Origin of the sequence: Desulfovibrio sp. (assembly GCF_035644575.1) — a bacterium.
Taxonomy (GTDB): Bacteria; Desulfobacterota; Desulfovibrionia; order Desulfovibrionales; family Desulfovibrionaceae; genus Desulfovibrio.
This window is the reverse complement of the sequence record NZ_DASQOG010000016.1, coordinates 1-13,796: the sequence shown is the minus strand read 5'-3', so window position 1 is coordinate 13,796 and position 13,796 is coordinate 1. Positions and strand designations below refer to the sequence as shown.

The window sequence follows — 13,796 nt, the reverse complement described above, 5'->3', positions numbered from 1 at the left end:
CAGCGCGTTTGTCACCACCGACAATGTCGCCCAGTGGATCAGCAAGGCTCTGGCCGATGAACTTGCGCGCAACGGCATGCAGGTTTCCTATTCCATCAGCGTGAACGAAGCGCGCAAGGGCAACCCCGACTTTATGGTCACAGGCCAGGTCGATGAAGCCAACATCCGCGAAACGTCCACCACCGACATGTCCACATCGCTGCGCGCAAACTACGTGCTTGCCAACCGGCAGGCGCGCATCCTGCGTGAATCGCTCAACGCTTCACAGTCGCGCACCGGCCTGCCCTCGGGCAGCGCTGCCGACAACCTGATGCTGGAAACTCTGCGCGACCTGGTCAAGCCCATGGCGCATAAGATTGTCCAGACCATCGAGGCAAAAAAATAAGCCCATGCGGGCCTTGCGTACATTGTTCTCCAGCTTGCCCCTGGTGGCTCTGCTGGGAACTTTTGCCCTGCCGCCGGTCTTGCTGACCGGCGGTGCGGCATGCGCAGCAGAACACACGCCCGGCCCTCCGGCGGCAGTCTCCGCCGCTGACAAGCCAGCAACCGAGGTCAAGGGTACCCCCGACGGTGCGGTTGGCAATACCCCAGCCGAAAACGCCAGTCCCTCGTCTCCCGCGCCTGATCCGCTCTCGCCTTTGGAAAACGGCCCCTCTGCTTCCAGGCCCGGGCCCCTCCCCCTGCCATCGCCCGTTCTTCGCAGCGCGCACTGCCCCGCCGCTCCACTGCCCCCGCATGCCCAAAGACTGTGCGCGGAAGCCGCCGCCCTTCTGGATGCCCTGCACGCGGCCGCAGCAGCCCTGCCCAACAGGCGCGACATCCGCATGGGCATCACCGATTTCAACGAATATACGGCGCTGGCCGCAGAACTGTACACCCCGCTGACAGAGGTTGACCATGCTGCCGCCAGCGGGGATTCCGGCGCGCAAAGCATGACAGTTACCTTGTTGGCCCGGCCCGATGCGGCGGAAACACTGCTGCGGCTGTTGCGTAATCCTGATGCCCTGAAAGTACGGCGTTTGCTGCTGGCCGACCTGATGACCGCAACGGCAAACGCCCGGCAGATCGCTCAGGAGGTCGCCGCCGCCGATGCCCTGCCAGGAGCTGGCGGCTCCGGTGATTCGTCTCCCGGTTCTGGCGGTACGTGGTATATTGCCAAAGTGACTCCGCCAGGGCAGTTGACCCAGCACCCGCCCATGCCGACCCCCGAGGGCACCGCACGGGAAGCAGCGCAACAGCAGGCACAGCAGAAAGCTGACGCACTGGCAGAGACTCTTGCCGCCGCCATTGCGGCTCTGGATACATTGCGCCTTTCACCCGAGGGCTGGCTGACCTCGGCAGAATCTCTGGCAGTCCTTGAAAAAACTGCCGTCAATCTGCCGCAGAGCGCCGCTACCCGGCTACTTCTGGGAGAGGCACTCTTGCAGGCGGGCATGCCGCAGCGCAGTATCGCTTCCTGCACTGCCGCACTGGAGCTTGCCCCTGACCTTGGCCGCGCGCGGTACATCCGCGCACTGGCCCACTGGCGCTTGCAGCAACTGGCCCTTGCCGAAGATGACCTGAGCGCGGTGCTGGAAGCCACGACGGATGCTTTTCCCCACACTTCGGACAAAGTTCGGCTTTTGCGGGCCCGTGGCGCGTTGCGCATGCTGCGCAGCAACGAACCCGGCATGTGCGCTGATCTGGCCGCCGCCTGCGCTCTGGGCGACTGCGAAGGCCTTGTCGCCGCCCGTGGGCAGCAGATGTGCCTCACATCTTCAAGGCAAGAGGGCGCCACGCCCCCAGCTGATTCCGTCACTCCCCAACAGCCCGCCAAGGCTGGCGACACGGCGGCAAAACCATGAGCCGATCCCCACTGCTCAAGGTTTACGGGCATGTGTATCCTGTAAACGATGATTTTTACGCGGCTCTGGAGCAGGCCTGCGCCGATGCCATGCCCGATGAAGATGACGTGCCTGTTCTTGAGCGTGACGGCGACATGGCCCGTATTTCCTTCGAAGGCATGTACTTTCCCGTGGATGAAGTGCTGGCTGCACTTGGGGAGCATATCTGCCAGGAACATAAGGGAAAGCTCGACGTTCTTGATATGGAGGGCTGGCGGCTTTATCGCCACACCTTCAACAATGGGCGTATCGAAAGCCACAGCGCTCCGCTGAACAATGTTCTGGATTACTCCGGCCATTGATTTTTCGATTTTTTGTCCTTCCTGCCTGAATTACGCCATATTCCACAAAGGCATTCCGCGCTTGTGGCGCTGCGCCAAAATGTGATTTGGTCACATTTTGTCCGCGAGTTTCAAGGCCAAAAAATTATGGCTTTCATATTTTTTTGTTCGCGGCCTCCCTTTGCTCCCATAATCACAAACTTTGTGCCCGCCAGACATTTGGCATCTTCGATATTTCTTGAGCACTTGCCTTTCTGTCCAAAATCTCTGGCGAAAGGGTTCCCTTATGTATATTCTGGCGTTGAAATCGACAGAGTCTTTGCCGCAGGTACGCGCAGCAGGGGCAATGCCCCTGGACCAGTTGGGGCGGCAAAGGAGGGGGAACCATGTCGATGCAAAAAAATATCAGTGAATCATTTTGCTGGAGCGTTGACCATGATCTGGTCTACCGCCATGTGGATGCGGCAAAGGAGCTGTTGCTGGAATTGCCAGTGGGATCACTCGCGGGCAAATCACTGGTTCATTGCATGCACCCGGACGATGCCGCCATGCTGCGCCGCGCCCTTGCTTCTGCCGAGACCCGGCCGCTCGCAGGCTGCACCGTGCGCTATGTGTGCCCCAGAGGTACACACACGGTCACCAGCCTGAACATAAGGCCCGTGCACAGTGCCAACGGCGCATTTCTCGGCTTTGAGGGCGAAGAACACAGCATAGGCTCTGTGGACATGCGCGGAGATTTCGCGCCAGTTTTTGAGGAAGTGTTTGCGCACGATTTCATGGCGCTCTGCATCGTCAACAGGGATGGACAACTGCTGGCGGTCAACGCGCAGTACGCCATTATTGCGAACAAACCCGCCAACGCCCTGGTGCGTTCCCACATTCGTGAAGCGGGCATCCCTTCCGTTGACGTGGTGGACGAGGCTTTCAGGACACTCCCCTCTGGCGAAGCCATTGCCGAACAGGAGATCATCTGGGACGGCAAGGACTATGTCATGTCCATCTACGCCCTGCCCGACGCCTGCGGCGAGCTTCACTCCCTCTGTGTGTCGCTGCGCGATATAAGTCTGCGCAAGGGGCTGGAGCGCCGACTGGAGGCCGCCAATCGCCAACTGGAAGAGATGAATCTCAAGGATTACCTGACAGGCGTGTTCAACCGCCGCCATTTTGATGAAGCTCTGCAAAGGGAAGTGGCGCGCCTTGCGCGAGAAGGCGGCGAAATGTGCGTTGGCATGGTCGATGTGGACAAATTCAAGTTGTACAACGATGCCTATGGGCACCTTGCCGGAGACGACTGCCTTGCCCGTGCTGCAAAGGCCATGAGCGCCGCGCTTTTCAGGCCCGGCGACGAGCTGTTCCGCTACGGCGGCGAGGAATTCGCCATCATCATGCCCCATACAGGCAAGGAAAACGCCACGATGGTTGCCGAGCGCGTGCGCGAAGCCATCAGCGCGCTGCGCATCCCCCACTGCCAAAGCGCACTTGGTCATGTGACCATCAGCATAGGCGTTGCGGCGCTCGACACAGCCAGCGCCCTGTCAGGACACGCGGCCTGCGAAGAACTCATCAGAGTGGCGGATAAAGCCCTGTACGCCGCTAAAAACAGCGGGCGCAACAAGGTCGCCTCAGCCGCATGCAGCATTCCTGAAAGCGACTAACCTTGCAAAACAAAGCCCCGCTGGTTTATCCGGCGGGGCTTTGCATAAGGCAAACTTGAGTAAAAGCGCGTCTGCTCGGGCTTATTCCCGCTCAAAAAGCGATTTCTGAATCAGGGCATCCGCGCGGTCATCGGCCCCGCGCAGGGAATCATACGCCTTTTGCAGGGCATCGGGCCAGTCCGCGTCGCTCACATCGCTGATAAACAGCAGGGTCAGGTCGCCTTCAGTGGACACGTCCGCATGTGTCATAACCCTGCCGGACATGGCCTGGAACGTCCAGCCGCCGCCATCGTCAGCCTTTGAAGGCGCAGTGCCTTTAAGCCTGGCCGACTGCTTTTCGGCAAACTGTTTGGGCGTCAGATTGCCGTTTTCCGCCTTGGTAAAAATACCAATGGAAAAAAATGAATCCTGCCCGCAGGAAACGGTTACAATGCTTTCCTTTTCTGTTGCCGAGCACTTGGCGGGCAGGTCTATGCTGAAATGGTTAAATTTTTTTTCCGCAGCGGCGGCCGCCCCGCACAGGCCCGCCAACAGCACACAGGCCATCAATGAACCCAACAGCGCATATTTCATGGACAAGCTCCTTGAAATGTCCGCGCAGTGCGCGGTATTTTTCGGGCAGAAGTATCGCACAAGGAAGGGCGGCTGTCTAGAACAGCCGCCCGAAATATTCATAATGCCATAGTTTTGTTAACTATTATTGTCAGAGCACGTTAGCGCTCGCAATGCGGATAACGCTGTCCCTAAAACTGATAAAGAAACACCGGGCTGCTGGAAGACAGACTGCCCAGTGCGCTCAGATCAACCCCCAGCATGGTTTTGAGGCTGCGCGGCAGCCAGCCGCCTTCCTTGGGCCGGGTCACAAGCTTGCGCTCCGCTGGCACGCCGCACTGCTCCGAAAGCCAGGCCAGGGCCGTTTGCTGCCCGCCCAGTTCGTCCACCAGTCCAAGCTGCACGGCCTCACGCCCGGTAAAAATCTTGCCGCTGGCAAGCGCGGCGGCGCGGGCATGCTCCATGTGCCGCCCATCGGCCACTATGTCCACAAACTGCTGGTGCATGTCGTCCAGCACTTTTTTAAAGTAGTCGCGCTGCTCGGTACTCAACGGGCGCATGTAGGAACCGGCGTCTTTGTAGGGGGCGGTGGTTATGGTCTCCTGCCCCACGCCTATTTTACCCATAAGGCCCTGTAACTGCGGAATGTCCATGCGGACGCCAATGGAGCCTGTCACGGTGGAGGCATTGGCAAACACGCGCGATCCCGCCATGCTGACCATCAGCCCGCCCGAAGCAGCCAGAGAACCCATGCTGACAGCCACGGGCTTTTTGCGGGCCAGATCACGCACGGCACTATAGATTTCCTGCGATGCCGCTGCGCCCCCGCCAGGCGAATCCACGCGCAGCAGCACACCCGCTATCATGGGGTCGCGCTCCACCTTGCGTATCCACTCAAGGGCAGATTCCGGATCCATGATGGGGCCGGAAACAGACACAAGGGCTATGCGCTGGCCGCCCATGAGGCCGTTGCTGCCGAGGGCAGCGCCAAACACGCCGACACCTGCCAGCAAAAGCAGTATCAGCCCCCAAAAGATGACCGGATGCCGCTTGCGGAACGGACGGCGCAGCAGATCCTTCCATACGTTTGCCGGAACCTGGGCCAGCGGGCAGGCGCAGGACTGCCCCGCCATAGGCGCTGGCGCTGCTGAGGACGCCGCAGTTGGTGCAGGTTCGGCTGGGCCGCCCTCGGGCATGGCGGACATGGAAAGCGGGGACTCTGTATTCAATGAAAATTCCTGATTGCTCATAACGCTCTTTGACCTGATTGTAGTTGTGACGGGCCTTGGCCCGATGGTGGAAAAATTCGCAGGCTGGCGGCACTATCGCCGGGGATTGCCGCATGCCCTTTCAATGGCTTGGGAAATGTCTTATGGCAAGGGGCTGGGCACACGGTTGAGCTGACGGCAGAAGCCGGAGACTGGCGCGGAGCGGGATTGTTTATGCAGGTTTATTCGGCGGCAAACTATCTGCCCGGTTCGTGACGCGGATGGCGGCCCAGGGGAGTCCGCACTTTTCAGGCACAGCCTGATGCTGTTGCACTGGCGCGCCCCGCACGATGCAGGGCGCGCCCATTGTATTTAGCGTTGCATGGGCTCTGGCCAGAATTCTGCGGCCATTTCGCGCAGCTTGAACTTCTGGATCTTGCCGCTGGCCGTAAGCGGGAACCCTGTTATTGTTTTGATGTACTTGGGTATTTTATACCACGACACCTTGCCGCGACAAAAATCGCGCACGTCTTCCGGCAGAATTTCCACACCGGGGCGGGGGATGATGAAGGCCGCGACCTCTTCGCCGTACTTGCGGCTGGGAACAGCCACAACCTGCACGTCCAGAATGCCGGGCATGCCCATAAGGAACTCTTCAACCTCACGCGGATAGATATTTTCGCCGCCACGGATAATCATATCCTTGATGCGGCCTGTCACACGCAGGTAGCCGTTCTCGTCCATAACGCCCAGATCGCCGGAATGCAACCAGCCTTCGGGGCTGATGGCCTTGGCCGTGTCATCGGGCATATTGTAGTAGCCCTTCATGACATTGTAGCCACGGCAGAGGATTTCGCCCACCTCCCCGCGCGGCAGTTCCTCGCAGGTATCGGGGTCGCCCACGCGCACTTCAATGCCGGGCATAGCGCAGCCCACGGTTTCGCAGCGCAGCGACAGGGGATCGTGAATGTCCGACTGGGTCATCACCGGCGAAGCTTCCGTAAGGCCGTAGCAGATGGTGATTTCCGTCATGTTCATGTCGTCCACCACGCGGCGCATGAGCGGCTCGGGGCAGACGGAACCAGCCATGATGCCGGTGCGCATGTGCGAAAGGTCAAAACGCTTGAAAAGCGGATGCTCCAGCTCTGCCAGAAACATGGTGGGCACGCCGTACACAGCCGTGCAGCGTTCGCTGTCGAGCGCAGCCAGTACCTTGAGCGCGTTGAACGACTCAAGGATAACCATGGTCGCGCCGTGGTTCACTGCGGCGGAGACGCCAAGCACGCAGCCGAAGCAGTGGAACAGCGGCACCGGCAGACACACCCTGTCTTCCGGGCCGAAATTCTGGTGGCGACCAATCCAGTACCCGTTCAGCCCCACGCCCACATGGGTCAGCATGACCCCGCGCGGAAAGCCCGTGGTGCCCGAGGTGTACTGCATGTTGATGACATCCCACGGCTGGAGCAGGGCCTGACGGGCGGCGTATTCCGCCTCGTCCACCATGACGGAAAGGGCGAGTATTTCCGGCACGGAATACATGCCCCGGTGCTTTTCCGCCCCCAGAAAGCACACGCGCTTGAGGTGCGGCAGGCTTTTGCACACAAACCTGTCGCGCGACTGCAAACGCAGCTCAGGCGCAATGCGGTAGAGCGTGTCCAGATAATCGTGGTCGCGCACGCTGTCGATAAGAAAAATATTTTCGCACTCGGAGTGGGTGAGCAGATAGCGCAGCTCGTGTTCGCGGTAATTGGTGTTTACCGTAATAAGTATGGCACCGATTTTTGCCGTGGCGAATTGCAATGCCACCCAGTACGGCACGTTGGTGGCCCATACTGCGACCTTTTCACCCTTCTGCACGCCAAGAGCCATCAGCCCTTTGGCGAAATCGTCCACCAGAGCGCCAAACTCGCTCCAGGTCTGGCGATAGTTGCGGTCAGGGTATACCAGGGCTTCATTATCGGGAAAGCGCGCCACAGTGTGGTCAAGCACCTGCCCCAACGTCCATTCGCGCAGTTCAAACTGCGCCTGACGCTCACGAACTTTTTCTTCCATGCATCCTCCCAAAGGCGTGTTGCGGCGAGTGCGCCGCTGTTACGCGGTGTGCGGTCTGAAGGGCCATGAATCGCACCCTGGAGCAGACCAACAGAAAGTGAACATGCCCTAGGGATTGTAAGTCACAGCCAGAAATTCCACAGGCTCGTCGCCCGCAGCGCCCACGTAATGAGGCACAATGGAATTGTAGTAAATTGTTTCGCCAGGCTTGAGCACGCGGGTTTCGCGGCCATAGACCACAAGCAGTTCGCCCTTGAGCACGCAGATAAATTCCTCGCCCTGATGCGAGGTGGTCTTGCGTTCGCCGCTGTCGGGGAAAATGCGGATGTGGAAGGGTTCCATGTTGCGGTCGTTCTTGCCCTTGGCCAGCGCATGATAGGTATAGCTGGGGCGGGGTACGCGCCCTGTGTGCAGCGCTTCATCGGCCTCGGCCTCGCCATTGATGCTGCTCACCACCGGGTCGCGCGAAAACTGGTCGTCCAGAAAAGTGCCAAGGCGCACGCCAAGAGCGCGGGCCACCTTTTGCAGGGGGCCGATACAGGGATATATGGCGTCTGATTCCAGCTTTTCAAGATAGTCTTCCGTAAGGCCCGTATTCTGGGAAAGGGTTTGCAGGTCAACTTCGCGTTCTTCGCGAAATCCACGGATGCGGGAACCAATGGTACGCACGGGGGGCATAGACGCTCCTGATTACCGGATATGCCGGGTTGGATGCCGCTCTGGCAGGATGACGTGGCGGCAAGCAACCCACTAAATACCGAAAAGCCCGTGCGCTCGCAAGCAAACATGCGCTGTTGAGCGGCCATACAGTACCCCTGCTGACACATTTTGCTCTTTGCGCTATGATGAAAGGCATGAGCAAACAACCGTTGGTCAGAAGGGCTTTTGTGGCTTCCGGGCAGGTGCAGGGCGTGGGTTTTCGCCCCTTTGTCTATCGCCTCGCAGCCGAAGGCGGGCTTACAGGCACTGTGGGCAACACCTCTGAAGGCGTGCGCATGGAAATGCAGGGCGCAGCGGCGGAAGTGCAGCGCTTTGGCCACCGCCTGCGCGCCGAACTACCGCCGCTGGCACGGCTGACCGGAGTGGACGAACACGACTTGCCTGTTGTGGAGGATGAAACAGCCTTCCGCATTGTTTCCAGCTCAGGGCAGGCAGCGCACAGCGTGCTTGTAAGCCCGGATATGGGCGTATGCGCAGACTGTCTCGCCGACATGCGCAATCCCGCCAACCCCCGCTACCAGTACGCCTTTACCAACTGCACCAACTGCGGGCCGCGCTACACCATCACGCGCTCCATTCCCTATGACCGCGCCGTCACATCCATGAGCTGTTTCCCGCTCTGCCCCCGGTGCAGCGCGGAATATGCCGACCCGGCAGACAGGCGCTTTCATGCCCAGCCCGTGGCCTGCCCAACGTGCGGGCCGCGCCTGTGGTTTGTGGATAAGGCGGCTGCCAGCAAGGGAAACACCGCGCCGACCGCAGAAAATCAGCAACAGGCTTTGGAGCAGGCCGTGCAGACCCTGCTCCACGGCGGAATTCTGGCGCTCAAAGGTCTGGGGGGCTTTCAACTGGCTTGCGACGCGCGCAATGCTCAAAGCCTGCAAGAGCTGCGGCGGCGCAAAACACGCCCGCACAAACCGCTGGCCCTCATGGTTGGCGATCTGGCAACAGCCCGCACCCTGTGCGACCTTACGCCGGAACATGAGGCCCTGCTGCAAAGCCCGGAAAAACCCGTTGTTCTCTGCCCCCGCCGCAGCACGCCGCAGCATGGTGCTGCCATCCAGGATGATGCTGCATATTTGCCGCATGAGGTGGCTCCCGACACTGGCAAGGTCGGCATCATGCTGGCCTACACCCCCCTGCATGCCGTACTTTTCAGCCGCCTTGCAGAATGCACAGCTTTGCCGCCCGTGCTGGTCATGACCTCGGCCAATGCCGGGGGCGAACCCATTTGCCTTGGCAACCGCGAGGCTCTGGCCCGGCTTGACCATCTGGCGGACGCATGGCTCCTGCACGACCGGGATATTCTGGTGCGCGTGGACGACAGCGTGGTGACTCTCCAGCCGAGCCTGTCCGCCGCGGATGCGCACGGCACACCTGCGACCGCAAACCAGCTTGCCGAACCGCTGTTCTATCGCCGCGCCCGGGGCTATGTGCCGCGCCCGGTTTTTCTGCCCAAGACGGAACAAAACGCCCCTTGCGTGCTGGGAACCGGAGCGGAGCTCAAGGCCACCATTTGCCTGACGCGCGGGGCCGAGGCCTTTGTGGGCCAGCACATTGGGGATCTGGAAAATCCCGCCACCCTGAATTTTTATGAGGAGGTGGCAGCGCATCTGGAAAAACTGCTGGAGGTGCGGCCCGAGGCTCTGGTGTGCGATGCGCACCCCGATTTTCTTTCCACCCGCTATGCCGAGGCCCGCGCAGAACGCGAGGGCCTGCCCCTGTGGCGCTTGCAGCACCACGCCGCCCACGCCGCAGCGGTACTGGCCGAAAACAGCCACTACGGCCCGGCGCTGGCCCTCTGCCTTGACGGCACGGGGCTTGGCGACGATGGCACAGTATGGGGTGGAGAGCTGCTGTTCATGGAGCTTGAGCAGGCCCAGTGGCGCAGGGTGGGCCGTCTGGCCCCCTTTGCCTTGCCGGGCGGAGATGCAGCCGTGCGCCAACCCTGGCGCATTGCGCTGGCCCTGCGCAGCCTTTGCGAGCAGGCGGAAATTCCCCTTCCGTCACTGCGTACCCCCTGGCTGCCGGAACAGGCGCAGGCCGCAGCCGCAGTGACAGAAATGCTGCGGCGCGGCATCAACTGTCCGCCCACATCCAGTTGCGGACGCCTCTTCGATGCGGTGGCCGCGCAACTGGGGCTATGCCTTGATACAAGCTACGAAGGGCAGGCCGCTATCCGTCTTGAAGATGCCGCCAACCGGGCCAATGAGCATGTCCGCACGGCGCTGGAGGGCAAGGCGCGCGACAAGGACATGGCCGCATTGGTCTGGCCCGTTGGTATTGCGCTTCACCACGATTTGCTGGAAATGGACAGCGCAGGCCTGTTCGCCCACGTTGCGCAGGCGCAGGCGCAGGGAATGGACGCCACAGAAGCCGCGGCGCGTTTTCACCTCAGCCTTGCGCGGGCGCTGGCAGGTATGGCGGGCCGTGCGGCCCGCAAACTGGGGCTGAACTGTGTGGGGCTCACCGGCGGCGTATTGCAGAATGCCACGCTGGCGCGGCTGCTGCCGCTGGCGCTGGCGGAGCAGGGCCTCACAGCCCTCACCCACCATGAGCTGCCGCCAGGCGATGGTGGGCTTTCCCTCGGTCAGGCCGTGTGGGGCAGAAGGATGCTGGCAAGGGCGAAACTCTGATTGCAAGCAAGGCGGGAAAAGCCCGCAAGGCAACCTGCTGACAGTATCCGCGCCTATTTGAACCCGGCTATGGCCCTGCCCTGCTTGAGAACAATGCGCCCCAAAGGCAGATCGCGCCACCACAGGCCAGCCTCGCGTCCATTCAAACCTGTCTGGCGGCTTTGCCCGCTCAACAGGGCCGTAATATCGGCCACATCGTCCAGCACCAGACTGGAGGCGGCATCCGGCGGCGACTGCATGAGCACGCGCAGGCGCGGCGCGGCATCCAGCGTTCCGCCGCAAAGCTTGCCCAGCAATGAACCCTGCCATACGCAACCGGGGGGCAAAAGAACTGTGGCCTGAGGCGGCACAAAACGTACGTGCTCGCCGTACAGCACCGCCCGCCCTGGGGGCAGCAGGTCAGGGTTGCAGGTAGCGCCCACAAGGCTTTCCGGCGGCAACGGGCTGCCAGAAGGACGTTCAACGGGCTTTCCCGCACGGTCGTCACCGCGGTTCCGCCCGGCACGCCGTCCATTGCGCTGGCCCGCGCTCTGCATCCCTGAGAGAGCAGAAGCAGGCACTTCAAAAACGGCTTCCTGCGGCTCAGACGCGCTGCTTTCAAAGGGCAAAACCGCCGTATTCGCATTGCCCGGTTTGCGGAAAAGGGCCACATAAAATCCCTGAGCCTGCGAGCGTGCGCCGTCCACGCGCAAGGTGCCTTCGCCGCCGGGCAGTTCCTCCCACACGAAACCGGGGATGGGATCAAGGTGTTCGCGTTCCAGCCCCAGCTCCTGCTCGGCAAAGCGCACCTGCGCCTCGTTTTCATCCACATTGGTCGTGCAGGTGGAATACACCAGCCGCCCGCCGGGACGCAGCAACGAGGCCGCATGGCGCAGCAGACGGCGTTGCAGCCCGGTGAGGCTGTCGAGCTTGTCGCCCTGCCAGAGCTTGAGCACCTGCGGGTGTTTTTCTGCAGTTCCCCAGCCGGAGCAGGGCGGGTCAAGCAGGATTGCGTCCCACGAGCCGGGGCGTAAAGGCAGGGCATCGCCGCTGTACGAACAGGTGGCGGCCTGTATCAGATTAAGCTGGTGCAGGTTGGCACGCAGGGTGCCAAGGCGCGTGGGTGAAGGCTCGTTGCCGAGCACAAAACCATTGCGTCCCACAAGCTGGGCCAGAAAGCCGGTTTTGCTGCCCGGGCTTGCGCACATGTCGAGCACGGCGCTGCCAGCAGCGGGAGCCAGCGCCAGCGGCGGCAACATGGATGAGCGGTCCTGTATATAGATGTAGCCGAAAAATGCAGCCAGCGAACCGCCAAGCGGGCGCGGCTCGGCCACAAGGCGACGGCACAGGGGAGAAAAAGGTTCCGGCTCAAAATCATACCCCTGAGCGCGCAGCAGGGCCTCCACTGCGGGCACCTGCTCCGGGGCGCATACCAGGCGGAAAGAACGGATAAGAGTTTTCGGCATGGCGGCATATTATTGACAGTACGCCCTTCCCGCAAGGAATTTATCTGTTGCGGCGCGCCCCACAGGCTCCTTGCGTCTTGCACGGCGCTGCAAGTGTGCGTATAGTGCGCCAGTGCGGACGTGCCGGGCTGCATTTGACAGTCGGTACCGGTTGACCGCTACAACGGCCCGTGGCCGTACTTTACCGGGTATTTGCGTGAATACTCAAGGAGAATGGAATGAAATTCGCCATGCGACTGACTTTTTCGGTCTGCCTGCTGCTCGTCGCCGTTGCTGCGGGCGCTGCCAGCGCCGCCGCTAAAAGCGCTGTGGTATTGCCCTTTGTGGTCAATGCCCCCCAGAGCTATGCTTACCTTTCCAAGGCTGTTCAGGCTACCATTCAGGGACGCCTTGACCGCCCTGGCGTGCTTGAAGCCCGTGCGGGACAGAACAAGGCCGCCAGCCAGGCAGAAGCCCAGCAGGCGCTCCGCTCTTCTGGTGCAGACAACGCCATCTGGGGCTCGGTGAGCGTCATGGGCAACGACTGCACCGTTGTTATGAACAGCGTGGACAAGGCAGGCAAAACCTGGAGCAAAACCGCCCAGGCTCCTGTGAGCGAACTGACTACTTCTGTGCAGAACCTGACCTCGGCCCTGAGCCAGGAAGTGTTTGGTATTTCCTCCGCAATGCGCACCCCCGGCTCCACCGCCTCTGGTTCCCCGCGTGGCGCAACCGCTAATGGCGACATCGTCACCAACGAAACCGGTCAGCAGCAGGTGTACCTGAACCCGCAGTTCCGCTATCAGGGCGCCGGCGCTGAAGACGGTTCCCGCCTGCGCACCCAGCGCCTGGGTTACAACATGGTCGATATGGCCGTGGGCGACTTTAACGGCGATGGCAAGAATGAAATCGCCATCCTGAGCGATCACGATCTGCGCATCTACCGCTGGCCTGCCAATGGTCAGCTCAAGCTGATTGGCGAAACCGTGGTTTCGCGTTCCAACAACAACTTCTCCATGCGCGCCATCGACCTCAACCGCGATCGCAGCATGGCCCTTGTTGTGACCACCACCGAAGAATCGAGCAACCGCCCTTACTCCTTCATTTACAGCTTCAAGGGCAACAAATTCACCACCATTGCCGACCGCATTCCTTACTACGTGAGCGTCATGCGTGTGCCCCCCACCTACAGCCCCACTCTCGTGGGTCAGGGATGGGATTCGCTCAAGCTCTTTGCTCCCGGCGTGCGCATCATGACCAAGCAGGACGGCAAGTTTACGCTTGGCACCCGTCTTGACCTGCCCACCGGCGCCACCGTGTTCAACTGCGTGTGGTTGCCCGCCGGCAAGAACGGCAAGGGTGAACAGCTTGTCATGCTGACCGAC

Annotated in this window: 10 protein-coding genes and 1 pseudogene; 6 read left to right on the top strand and 5 right to left on the bottom strand. The window is 61.1% G+C overall.

The features are described from left to right. The 4 genes and pseudogenes from VEZ52_RS00710 to VEZ52_RS00695 all read left to right on the top strand — a co-directional run. A pseudogene (locus tag VEZ52_RS00710) lies at positions 1-385 on the top strand (hypothetical protein); the annotation flags it as partial. A gap of 13 nt (positions 386-398) precedes the next feature. After that, positions 399-1,844, top strand: a complete 1,446-nt coding sequence (locus VEZ52_RS00705; RefSeq protein WP_324835102.1) for a translation initiation factor IF-2 — start codon at positions 399-401, stop codon at positions 1,842-1,844. Continuing rightward, a complete protein-coding gene (locus tag VEZ52_RS00700) occupies positions 1,841-2,185 on the top strand; it encodes a hypothetical protein (protein ID WP_324835101.1) in 345 nt (114 codons plus the stop codon). Before VEZ52_RS00705 ends, VEZ52_RS00700 begins: the two co-directional genes overlap by 4 nt. A 365-nt stretch (positions 2,186-2,550) precedes the next feature. Further along, a complete protein-coding gene (locus VEZ52_RS00695; RefSeq protein WP_324835100.1) occupies positions 2,551-3,819 on the top strand; it encodes a diguanylate cyclase in 1,269 nt (422 codons plus the stop codon). Positions 3,820-3,900: 81 nt separating this feature from the next. Here the strand turns inward: VEZ52_RS00695 and VEZ52_RS00690 are convergent, their stop codons facing one another. The 4 genes from VEZ52_RS00690 to VEZ52_RS00675 all read right to left on the bottom strand — a co-directional run bounded on the left by VEZ52_RS00690 (position 3,901) and on the right by VEZ52_RS00675 (position 8,309). Continuing rightward, complete coding sequence (locus VEZ52_RS00690; protein WP_324835099.1) at positions 3,901-4,392, bottom strand: hypothetical protein; 492 nt, start codon at positions 4,390-4,392, stop codon at positions 3,901-3,903. A 170-nt stretch (positions 4,393-4,562) separates the two neighbouring features. Next, positions 4,563-5,600, bottom strand: coding sequence for a signal peptide peptidase SppA (gene sppA, locus VEZ52_RS00685; RefSeq protein ID WP_324835098.1), 1,038 nt, complete (start codon positions 5,598-5,600; stop codon positions 4,563-4,565). 351 nt (positions 5,601-5,951) lie between these two features. Beyond that, the gene (locus tag VEZ52_RS00680) at positions 5,952-7,631 is read right to left on the bottom strand and encodes an AMP-binding protein (RefSeq protein WP_192112587.1); all 1,680 of its coding nucleotides are present in this window, start codon (positions 7,629-7,631) and stop codon (positions 5,952-5,954) included. 108 nt (positions 7,632-7,739) lie between these two features. Continuing rightward, the gene (locus tag VEZ52_RS00675) at positions 7,740-8,309 is read right to left on the bottom strand and encodes a helix-turn-helix domain-containing protein (RefSeq protein ID WP_192112586.1); all 570 of its coding nucleotides are present in this window, start codon (positions 8,307-8,309) and stop codon (positions 7,740-7,742) included. A 176-nt stretch (positions 8,310-8,485) separates the two neighbouring features. Here VEZ52_RS00675 and hypF point away from each other — a divergent pair, with 176 nt between their 5' ends. Further along, entirely contained in the window at positions 8,486-10,987 is a 2,502-nt protein-coding gene (gene hypF, locus VEZ52_RS00670; RefSeq protein WP_324835097.1) for a carbamoyltransferase HypF, read from the top strand. Positions 10,988-11,040: 53 nt separating this feature from the next. Here the strand turns inward: hypF and VEZ52_RS00665 are convergent, their stop codons facing one another. Beyond that, positions 11,041-12,432 carry an RsmB/NOP family class I SAM-dependent RNA methyltransferase gene (locus VEZ52_RS00665; RefSeq protein WP_324835096.1) on the bottom strand — a complete coding sequence of 464 codons (1,392 nt, stop codon included), beginning with the start codon at positions 12,430-12,432 and terminating at the stop codon, positions 11,041-11,043. A gap of 218 nt (positions 12,433-12,650) precedes the next feature. On the opposite strand from VEZ52_RS00665, the gene VEZ52_RS00660 reads away from it, so the two are divergent. Continuing rightward, the coding region (locus VEZ52_RS00660; RefSeq protein ID WP_324835095.1) for a VCBS repeat-containing protein at positions 12,651-13,796 on the top strand (1,146 nt) is incomplete at its 3' end.

Bases quoted from the DNA above. Each gene is read 5' to 3' on its own strand.
- VEZ52_RS00690 (WP_324835099.1), bottom strand. From the start codon at position 4,392: ATGAAATATGCGCTGTTGGGTTCATTGATGGCCTGTGTGCTGTTGGCG.
- VEZ52_RS00665 (WP_324835096.1), bottom strand. From the start codon at position 12,432: ATGCCGAAAACTCTTATCCGTTCTTTCCGCCTGGTATGCGCCCCGGAG.
- VEZ52_RS00680 (WP_192112587.1), bottom strand. From the start codon at position 7,631: ATGGAAGAAAAAGTTCGTGAGCGTCAGGCGCAGTTTGAACTGCGCGAA.
- VEZ52_RS00695 (WP_324835100.1), top strand. From the start codon at position 2,551: ATGTCGATGCAAAAAAATATCAGTGAATCATTTTGCTGGAGCGTTGAC.
- VEZ52_RS00700 (WP_324835101.1), top strand. From the start codon at position 1,841: ATGAGCCGATCCCCACTGCTCAAGGTTTACGGGCATGTGTATCCTGTA.
- hypF (WP_324835097.1), top strand. From the start codon at position 8,486: ATGAGCAAACAACCGTTGGTCAGAAGGGCTTTTGTGGCTTCCGGGCAG.
- VEZ52_RS00675 (WP_192112586.1), bottom strand. From the start codon at position 8,309: ATGCCCCCCGTGCGTACCATTGGTTCCCGCATCCGTGGATTTCGCGAA.